The following is a 9,107-nucleotide window of genomic DNA, read 5'->3' as shown; positions in this document are numbered from 1 at the left end:
AGATAATCGACGTTGAAGGCGTTTGAGAGCTTTCTGAGACTTTCTGAGATATCTGGGATTTTCCACCGTCTGACCGTCTGAGTCGGTGTAGAAATGATTTAATCCGACATCTAACCCGTCCGTTTTTCCAGTGGGTTCTCGTTCCTCTAACCTTTCTTGGTCGATACAGAACTGAACGTAGTATCCATCAGCGCGACGGACTACTCTCACCCGCTTAATCTGCTTTAACTGGTAGAAATGCAAGTCACGAGTCCCCCACATCTTGAAGCTGCCCGCCTGGAATCCGTCAGTAAAGGTAATCGTCCTTCTCTCCTCTGACAGCTTCCAACCTGAGGTTTTGTACTCGACTGAATCGCGAGTTTTAGGCTTTTTGAATTTAGGAAACCCTTTTTTACCGGGAATCTTTTTCTTACAGTTCTCGTAGAAACGCGCAATAGCTGCCCAAGCCCGTTCCGCCGAGGCTTGACGAGCCATTGAGTTGAGCTTTTTTGCCCAAGGAAACTCTTTGGCAAGAACCGCACAATAGGCGCTCAGTTCATACCGTCCAACTCCCTTGTTGTCCATCCAGTATCTCAGGCAACTGTTACGAACAAACCGAGCCGTCCGAATGGCCTCATCTAGCCGTTCGTATTGCTCTTTGGTTCCTTCTAGCTTAGCCTCAAATACCAGCATGACACCCTTCAGTCATTTGACGGAATTGTACCACATTGTACTACAGTGGTTGCCGCGATTCATCTCAACGTTGAATCAAAGATTACAACGTGAGCCTTCTCGCGGATTAAGGTAATCTAGGAAGAGGTCACCCGCCTGTCGAGACCCACGACAGCCAACGGCGGTGGTCATCTAACTTTTGCCAGTCTCCTGGCGACGTAACTACACCCTTATCGATGTGATGTATTCCCAACTTTCCTTAGCTTTTCTGACTCCTGCGGACTTTTTGCAAACGACCCTTTGGTCGTTGGGCTTCACGGGCCTGTTTGCGGTTTTAGCCCTACTGGCCTTTATCTTGCAATGGGGCATTCGCTTTCGACTGGTGGGCATCACCGGCTTTATGGCCGTGCTAACGGTCGGCTTATTCTCCCTGAGTCTCTTTCCGATTACCACAACCGTTGTTCCCGGTTCGGTTCCCTATAACGTTGTTTATGACAATGGTGCCGGACAGGTCGTGATTAAACTCCCGGTGGAGATCAATGAACCTCAACTCGAAGCCACGTTACGTCAGGCGGCGATTAACCAGTTCTCGCCAGGGCGCATGGGGCAAAACCTCTTAATTCGTGGCCGCGTGCTTCTGCATCCCGAAGAGGGGATTACGGAGCCTCTCTTTGTCGGTCAGGTGCGGCGATCGCAGTCCGATGGCGATGAAAATGACTTCCAAATCGAGGTCAATCAATCGGCCCTGGCGCGACTCCCCCAAGCCTCTGAGAGTTAAGCTGAGAGTTAATGGCCCAGAAAAAAGGAGACTCCCTGAATTGGGAATCTCCTTTTTAACTATTTTGTTGGAGTGAGTCGTGGCGTTGGGTTACGCCGACGGCTCATCATTGGCAGAGTTAGGACCCAGAGTGGGAACCATAGCCAACTTAACGGACGACTTCGCGGCTGGCTTCCATATCAATGGGTTTCATGAAATAGAGTTTCACGAATTGCACACCATTGTTCGCCAACAGGGGCAGTTTCTTGAAGAACTTGACCACACCCGGCCCGTTGGAGTTGTCAATCTCCCGTAGCTTCTCGTTGTTGGCCACACAGCGATCGAGGCGACCGTAGAACTGAGGGTTGTTGACATCAAGTTTAATCGGGAAGACGCGGGCGGCGGTTTCGTTGGTCTGTTCAATCACTTCGATGTCATATTCACGAGCATCGAGGCCAAGGATTTTATAGAACCCAGACCGTTGTAGGTCATTGAGGTACATGGTGGCGAAGACCGACAGCAGGAAGAAACGGCTCCAGAGACGAGCTTTCCAATCGTTGAGATATTGGGGTTGAGCGCGCATGATGGCGTCAAAGAAGTCACCATGACGGTTCTCATCCTGGCACCAATTCTCGAAAAAGCGGAAAATCGGATAAATCCGGTCTTCTGGATGCTGCTCAAGATGGCGATAGATGGTGATATAGCGCCAATAGCCAATTTTCTCAGAGAGATAGGTGGCGTAGAAGATGAACTTGGGCTTAAAGAAGGTGTATTTCTTGCTCTTGGTCAGGAAGCCGAGGTCTAACTGGAGGTTGAAGTCAGACATCGCTTTGTTGAGGAAACCCGCATGACGAGCTTCATCGCGCGACATCAAGTTAAAGCACTCAGCTAAGACGGGGCTGCTATCTTTGAGACGCCGTCCGAGTTCCTTATAGAGTAAGAAGCCCGAAAATTCTGCGGTGCAGGAGCGTTCTAGGAACTCAATGAATAGCCGACGCTCCTCGCCGGTAATATTGTCCCAAGACTGGTTGAATTCCTCGTCCCGAACAAAATGATGTCGGTTGTAGTCAACTCGGAACTCTTCAAGGATGGCTTGCAGTTCATCTTCGTTGACTGAGATGTCCATTTGGGCCATCTCTTCAAAATCAGTGGTGTAAAACCGAGGGGTGAGAATCGTGTCTTTGGCGGGGGCTTTGACGCCAGGACGAATCTCATCGGCGACGGGTCGTTGAACGGAATCTACCATAGGATTTTTCTACTCGTTTCCTATCACTGCGATCAGGGGCTTGTTTTAGATTTAGACCGTGACGAACGGGGGTTGAGTCCGTCAGGGGTCGGCGAATGCTAAAGGTTTGCCGAAATTGCGCCGAAATTACTATTGGTTTTCAGTGTACCAATGTTGGGAGAGGGAGACGGCGGGAATTTCGTTAAAAGTTATAACAATCTGCAACATTCCGTTACAAAACCGAAATGCGGCCAATTTGTCACAATGGGAGTTGAGCGGGAGTTGAGCGCGATCGCCCGATGTCTAAAATCGCTCGTCTGACGTTGTCTTGACCGTCTCTGCGCTCGCCACTTCCCCTTGACGCTTCCCCTTGACGTTTTCTGTACCCGCAATGACGTTTTGTCTCAACCCCGACTGTCCCCACCCTCAAAACAGCAACACCGCCTCCATCTGTGTCAGCTGTGGTTCTCCGCTCTTGGTGGGCGATCGCTACCGTCCCCTGCGGGCGATCGCCGTGGGCGGATTTGGCCGCACTTTTCTCGGGGTTGACGAATACAAGCCCTCGAAACCCCCCTGCGTCATCAAACAATTTAGCCCACGGGAACAGGGAAGCCAGAACCGCGATCGCGCGGCGCAACTGTTTCAGCAAGAAGCCACCCGCCTTGATGAACTCGGCAGCCACCCCCAAATCCCGGATCTGCTGGCTCATTTCCAGTGGAACCAACGCCAATATCTGATTCAAGAGTTTATCAACGGCTGTAACCTCGAAGACGAACTGCAAAGCGCCGGTTGCTTGAGCGATCGCGAAATCCTCGCCCTCCTCAAAGACATCCTACCGGTGCTTCAGTTTGTCCATGATCACAAAGTCATCCACCGCGACATCAAGCCAGCCAATCTGATTCGCAGTCAGAACGGACGACTGTACCTCGTCGATTTTGGCGCCTCTAAACTCGCCACCGCCGCCAGTTTAGCCCTCACCGGAACCAGCATTGGCTCAGCCGGCTATGCCGCCCCAGAACAAGCGATGGGCAAAGCCACCTTTGCGAGTGATATTTATAGTCTGGGGGTCACCTGCATTCATCTGTTGACCAACATTGCCCCCTTTGATTTGTATGACAGTAACGATGGCAAACTACGTTGGCAAGATTACCTCGACCAAGGACAACAGGTTGATCCCCATTTACTGAAGGTCTTAGACAAAATGGTGGAAACCGCCACGGGCCGACGTTACCGTTCACCAGCGGCGATTCTTTCGGACTTAGATAATCCTCGCCCGAGCTATGTCGCGAAACCTCAGGGGAGTTCAGCCAGCCCGGTTTCACTCACAACCGACTCTCCGCAACCGGGCTATTCCCTGTTTGACTCGTCCAATTTGGCTCCGACTTCGGCGAAACTAGAGGAAACTCCCGAATATCAAGCTCGCGTTCGCACGAGCTATTTTTTGTGGTTGATTGCCTTCTTTGTCGGCTCTACGGTTCGTCCCTTAAAGGGGCTACACCGATTTTATAACGGCAAAATCTTCACCGGACTTCTCTGGATGGTTCCAGTGGTTGGAGACATTGGCGGCTTGATCGATTTATTCCTGATTCCGGGGATGGCGCAGGAGCAGGAGGAGAAAATTCGGGCAAATTTAGGGGTATCCGATTCAGGGGTGCCGCTGATGCCTCAAACCTCGATTAGTCGGGTTTTACCGCAGGCGACCCAGGATGAACAGGTGATGAAGCTGCTGGAGGTGGCCCAGCGCCAGGGGGGACAACTAACGGTTACGCAAGCGGTGATGGCGACGGGGTTGTCCTTTAACCTGGCTGAGAAACTTTTGATGGAGTTAGCGAAAACGGGATATGTGGATGTGGGTAATGATGAGACCACGGGGGCGGTGGTCTATCGCTTTCGGGAGTTGTGAGGGTTGGCTAGGGGGCTACTGACACGCGATGGGGGCGATCGCCGCTGCCCAGCCTTGAGCGCCCGCATGGGGGGCAATGTCGGCATCGAGATGGCTCAGGCCGGGATGAATGAGTCCTTTGTTGTTGGGGATAATGATAGGGCGATCGACGGTTTGCAGCATTTCTAAATCATTGGGACTATTGCCCAGTCCGACGGTGGTTAGGGGACCTGAGTGCTGATACTGCTCAATCAACCAGCGAACGGCTTGACCTTTGCCGGCCTGTGGCCCGATGAGATGGGAGAAGCGATCGCCGACAACAACGCGAACCCCCAGATCAGCCGCTGCCGCCTCAATCGCTTCAGTAGAACAGTATCGCGGGGTCACGAAGGGTTCGCTAAATTCCCGAGTTTGTGCCTGTCCCGCCGCCTCAGGAGACAATCCAGTGATGGCGGTGAGATCGGCAACGGTCAAATCGCCAAATCCTTGTAACTCCACTCCCAAGCGTTGACTCAGTTGTGCTAGGGCCGAGCGAGCCTCTGAATAGAGTCCCCCCAATCGCTTGAGCTGATACCCTTGCCAGGATTCAGTCTCTTTTAGTTCAAAGCGGCTGTCGTCTGGGTGTATAAAGATGCCACTGCCGTTTTCGACGATGAAGGGTGATTCTAATTGCAGCTTCTCGAGTAGGGATGTGACTTCAATACGAGTTTTACTGGTGACAGGGATGATGGGAATTTGTTGTTGTTTGAGGAGGACGAGGGTGGGGATGGCTTCATCAAAGCGGTAATCATGGCTATTGAGGAGGGTTCCATCGAGATCAGTGAAAACAACGACAGTCATCAGGAGTTTGGTTGATTATGGATTGGGGTTAGCCGCCGCTGACGGGAGGGATTAAAACCACTTCGTCGCCGTCTTGCAGAAGCGTCTGTGGGCTAACAAACTCTAGGTTAATGCCAAAGCGGGTTAGATCTCGCCAGTTCTGAAGTTGGGGATGCTCGGCAAGACAGCGATCTAAGACGCAGGAGACGGGGCTGTTCGCTGGGAATTGCCAGGTGAGTTGGTCAACCTGATAGGCCTCTTGATAGGCGGCGAAGAGTTTAACGATAATGGTGATTGGCTCAGTCGTTGGCTCGATCATGGGTTGGGGGTGGCTGCGAGTTTGGGAAGAGGGGACTATAATTTTGATTATTGTACTTAAAGGTCAGAGCGCAAGGACGTTTTATGGGTCGTGGAGGCAAACGGGTTGGCGCAGGTCGTCCCCCAGGAACGGGAAAATATGGGGAACCGACGACAGCGATGCGCTTACCGATCAGTCTGGCTGAGCAACTCCAGGAGGTTTTGGCCACCTGGGATCGCTCACGATTCGAGGCTATTGTGCCACAACTACAACGCTTGCGGCAGAGGAGCGGGCAGCAGAGGGGGGAGGACTCGCCGCGTTTACCGCTCTATTCTCATGCGGTGGCGGCGGGGTTCCCCAGTCCAGCGACGGATGAGATTGAGGAAGAGTTGGATCTCAATGCGTATTTGACGACGCACCCGGAGGCGAGTTTTTGTGTCCGCGCCATGGGGGATTCGATGATTGAGGCGGGGATTCAGGCGGCGGATTTGTTGCTGGTGGATACGGTTCCTGAACCGGAGGATGGGGATATTGTGATTGCGGTGGTGAATGGGGAACTGACGGTGAAACGACTGCGCTGTGAGGGCGATCGCCTGGCTCTGGTTCCTGAAAACCCAGAGTATCCGATTCTCTGGCTCACGGAGGCGATCGAGTTTTATATTTTGGGGCGAGTTACCCATGTGATTCACGCTCTCTGATAGGGCGCTGAGGTTGGAGGCTGAGGGCCGCAGGTTGGGGTCTCGCCGTCACTCTAGGCAAAAAAAACTTAGGCTTCGGGGGATCTGCTACGACAATTCCTTTACCTACCCCGCGAGAAGGCTCACGTTGTAATCTTTGTATTCAACGTTGAGATGAATCGCGGCAACCACTGTAGTATAATCGGGAAATACTTCAAGGTAAGTAGGCAGCGTAAAAACTTTGCCATTAAGATGGCATCGTGCGTCAGCCAGTCTCACGACTGGGTCGCCTATGAGGACTTGAAGGTGCAAGACCGGGTAAGGAATCACAATCTTCAGTCAATAAGTAAGTACCGTAGGGCATACGGAAACTCACGCCTCCGGAGATATCGACCTCTGCCTTGGTGGGGAGACTCCTCAAGGTAAGCCGAGTCGTAGAAAGAGGAAACCTCATCAGTGATGGTGGGAATTCCACGCTATATTCTTTGAATTAGCGTGGGAGGATGTCAAAATGTCTTAAGAGAAGTTTGAAAATTCCTAAGGAATTGTAAGGAGTAGGCATGGTTAGCCTCGATCGCGTCGCAGACATTATCCGAACGGAACTCGGTGAAGCCGAAGTGCAGGTTCGGGACCTCACGGGTGGCGGAGATCACCTCGAAGCCATCGTGGTTTCCCCGAAATTTGCTGGCCTATCCTTGGTGAAACAGCATCAACTGGTTTACGGTGCGTTGCGTGGTGAGTTGGCTTCTGAAGCTATCCACGCCCTAGCGCTGAAAACCTACACTCCAGAAAAGTGGGCGGCCGCTAGCCAAGTTGGCTAAGCTGAAAACCTCCCTCGTCTGATGAGTTCTCGGAACTCCGTTGACCAAAAATTCACGCTCAATTCACATTATTAAACTGCCATGACTCCAGATGTTAAGCAACGAATCGACGACTTGTTGAAACAGCACAAAGTGCTGGTTTTCATGAAGGGAAATAAACTGATGCCCCAGTGCGGCTTCTCGAATAATGTCGTGCAAATGCTCAATAGCCTTGGTGTTCCTTATCAAACGGTTGATGTTTTAGAGGATTTTGACATTCGCCAAGGGATTAAGGAGTATTCTAACTGGCCGACGATTCCTCAACTCTATATTGATGGAGAGTTTGTCGGTGGCTCGGATATCGCGATCGAACTCTATCAGAATGGTGAGCTTCAGCAGATGGTAGAGGTCGCCTTAGCCTCCTAATCCTCTCGCTTGACTCTGTTGAGCCTCCCTGATTTTTGGGGAGGTTTTTTTGTTTTGTCAAGGGTTTGGTGATTAAACTTTGTTAAGATTTGTGTTACGATCAGGGAAGAACTCCATAAATTTCTAAAGAATATGAATTTTTCCAGCCTAGCCAACCTCCCGGATTACAGCATTGTTGTCATTAGTTGTATCTTTGCGATCCTCTGCGGGATTGTCTTTAAGGATATTTTGGAATATCAATTTTCTCTGTGGAAGTCGAAGGGAAATCCGTCGGAAATTCACTATAAAACGCCGAATTTGAAGGTGGCTTATTTCTTCACTTGTCTGTTTGCGACGATTTGTGTTTGTACGAGTTTATCGACGTTTGATGTTCCGCCGCTGTTTGCTTATCCTTTAGGGGCGATCGTGGTGATTCCCACGGCGATTTTAGTTTGGGTGCAATTGGATTCGATGTTGTCTCTGGCGGCTCGGGAAGGGATTGACTCGATTCGCATTGATGTGGAAATGAGCGATCGCGAGGCCTTTCAGGCGAATAAGAATAGTTAGCATTTACGGGAGGCTCCGCCTCCCCCAGAGCGTGTCACAAGGCAAAAAGGATCGCGTGACGATGTTACCGCCGACCGGGTTTTGATTGATGAGAGCCGAGGGCGGTCGATCGCCAGCCGCTTTAAGCTTGGATATACGGGTATCTTGGGGATTTTAGTCGAGGCGAAAAGCCAAGGTTTGATTGCTCAGGTCAAACCTCTATTGGATGCTTTGGTTAATGAGGCTGGGTTTTGGGTTGCAGAACCTCTGTATAGTCTTGACTACTCCCCGCGCTAAAGCGACGGAGATTCCCCGGAGGGATTTCAGAACTTCCGACAAGTCGGACTCATAGGCGAAGTCAAATACGCCTCTATAGGTTGCCCGAAGGCTTCCTTTTACTTATTTTCATTCAATCGCCTTTTGTCTCTCGCCAATGAAACGTCTTTGCTGCCGACATTTCTGCATGATGCAAGTCTGCCCTCACGGGATGTTAAGCCCCTTTCATTTGGGTCATAGAGAAGACGATACGATTCTATCATAGTCATTGCGGCTAAAGCCGCCGAGTCGTTTTTCCGCCCCGCTTTAAAAAGACGGAGCTACCAAACTCCCGATTTTTTGCCGTGTTTTGCAACTGGTTAGCGAGGTTGATTGATTCTAGTTTTTCCAAATCGGTCGAGAGTGCTTGAGAGAGATGGCTTCACGACCGAGCGAGCGCTATCAACGGAATAAGACGATCGCCGCAAACTCGTCTGGAGTGACGCGCAGTGTAAGGTCGCTGGGCGGTTGCATGATGGGGGCGATCGTCGTTGCCAGCCTCTTTGACCTTGCGGATACTTCGGGGTTGGCTTCTATTGTATTGGGGGGTTGGAGTGGCGATCGCTGGGCGGATGCCTAAGCTGCTTGGCGAGGTTGCGCGGTTATTTGCGTGCTGCTTTGCCGTGTAACGGTTCTGGTCAGCGGTTGTCGATACCTTTGCAACTCCACAAACGGCTCTCGTCAATCCGCTGCACCAGAGTGTTAGCCTGCCAAGTTGCAACAAAAGGTGCT

General features: G+C 51.4%; 12 protein-coding genes. 8 read left to right on the top strand and 4 right to left on the bottom strand.

Going from position 1 to position 9,107, the window contains the following annotated elements:
- Positions 1-672, bottom strand: a 672-nt coding sequence (locus R6U67_RS15085) for an RNA-guided endonuclease InsQ/TnpB family protein (RefSeq protein WP_410253314.1), incomplete at its 3' end; no start/stop codon positions are given.
- Positions 673-892: 220 nt separating this feature from the next.
- Here R6U67_RS15085 and R6U67_RS15080 point away from each other — a divergent pair.
- Positions 893-1,429, top strand: coding sequence for a Ycf51 family protein (locus tag R6U67_RS15080; protein ID WP_410253313.1), 537 nt, complete (start codon positions 893-895; stop codon positions 1,427-1,429).
- Between the two features lie 148 nt (positions 1,430-1,577).
- On the opposite strand, the gene acsF is transcribed toward R6U67_RS15080, so the two are convergent.
- Positions 1,578-2,654: a magnesium-protoporphyrin IX monomethyl ester (oxidative) cyclase gene (gene acsF / locus R6U67_RS15075; protein ID WP_410253312.1), complete on the bottom strand. Its 1,077-nt coding sequence runs from the start codon at positions 2,652-2,654 to the stop codon at positions 1,578-1,580.
- A 370-nt stretch (positions 2,655-3,024) separates the two neighbouring features.
- On the opposite strand from acsF, the gene R6U67_RS15070 reads away from it, so the two are divergent.
- Positions 3,025-4,536, top strand: coding sequence for a protein kinase domain-containing protein (locus tag R6U67_RS15070; protein ID WP_410253311.1), 1,512 nt, complete (start codon positions 3,025-3,027; stop codon positions 4,534-4,536).
- 15 nt (positions 4,537-4,551) lie between these two features.
- Here R6U67_RS15070 and R6U67_RS15065 read toward each other — a convergent pair whose 3' ends face one another.
- Both R6U67_RS15065 and R6U67_RS15060 read right to left on the bottom strand, forming a co-directional pair.
- Positions 4,552-5,355, bottom strand: a complete 804-nt coding sequence (locus R6U67_RS15065) for an HAD-IIB family hydrolase (protein ID WP_410253310.1) — start codon at positions 5,353-5,355, stop codon at positions 4,552-4,554.
- A 28-nt stretch (positions 5,356-5,383) separates the two neighbouring features.
- Positions 5,384-5,653, bottom strand: coding sequence for a MoaD/ThiS family protein (locus R6U67_RS15060; RefSeq protein WP_410253309.1), 270 nt, complete (start codon positions 5,651-5,653; stop codon positions 5,384-5,386).
- Between the two features lie 83 nt (positions 5,654-5,736).
- Between R6U67_RS15060 and R6U67_RS15055 the strand changes: the two genes are divergently transcribed.
- From R6U67_RS15055 to R6U67_RS15030, 6 genes are all read left to right on the top strand, one after another.
- Complete coding sequence (locus tag R6U67_RS15055) at positions 5,737-6,330, top strand: LexA family protein (RefSeq protein ID WP_410253308.1); 594 nt, start codon at positions 5,737-5,739, stop codon at positions 6,328-6,330.
- A 539-nt stretch (positions 6,331-6,869) separates the two neighbouring features.
- Positions 6,870-7,130 (top strand): BolA family protein, encoded by a 261-nt coding sequence (locus tag R6U67_RS15050; protein WP_410253307.1) that lies wholly within the window; start codon positions 6,870-6,872, stop codon positions 7,128-7,130.
- Between the two features lie 81 nt (positions 7,131-7,211).
- Positions 7,212-7,535 carry a Grx4 family monothiol glutaredoxin gene (grxD, locus tag R6U67_RS15045; protein ID WP_410253306.1) on the top strand — a complete coding sequence of 108 codons (324 nt, stop codon included), beginning with the start codon at positions 7,212-7,214 and terminating at the stop codon, positions 7,533-7,535.
- Positions 7,536-7,667: 132 nt separating this feature from the next.
- Positions 7,668-8,081 (top strand): hypothetical protein, encoded by a 414-nt coding sequence (locus R6U67_RS15040; RefSeq protein WP_087707581.1) that lies wholly within the window; start codon positions 7,668-7,670, stop codon positions 8,079-8,081.
- Between the two features lie 81 nt (positions 8,082-8,162).
- A complete protein-coding gene (locus R6U67_RS15035; protein WP_410253305.1) occupies positions 8,163-8,357 on the top strand; it encodes a DUF3368 domain-containing protein in 195 nt (64 codons plus the stop codon).
- A gap of 394 nt (positions 8,358-8,751) precedes the next feature.
- The gene (locus R6U67_RS15030; RefSeq protein ID WP_410253304.1) at positions 8,752-8,955 is read left to right on the top strand and encodes a hypothetical protein; all 204 of its coding nucleotides are present in this window, start codon (positions 8,752-8,754) and stop codon (positions 8,953-8,955) included.
- The last annotated feature ends 152 nt before the right edge of the window (positions 8,956-9,107 follow it).

The sequence above is a fragment of the Sodalinema sp. genome, assembly GCF_046483825.1.
In the GTDB taxonomy this organism is placed as follows: Bacteria; Cyanobacteriota; Cyanobacteriia; order Cyanobacteriales; family Geitlerinemataceae; genus Sodalinema.
The sequence above is the reverse complement of the archived record's forward strand: the minus strand, read 5'-3'. Positions and strand labels throughout refer to the sequence as shown.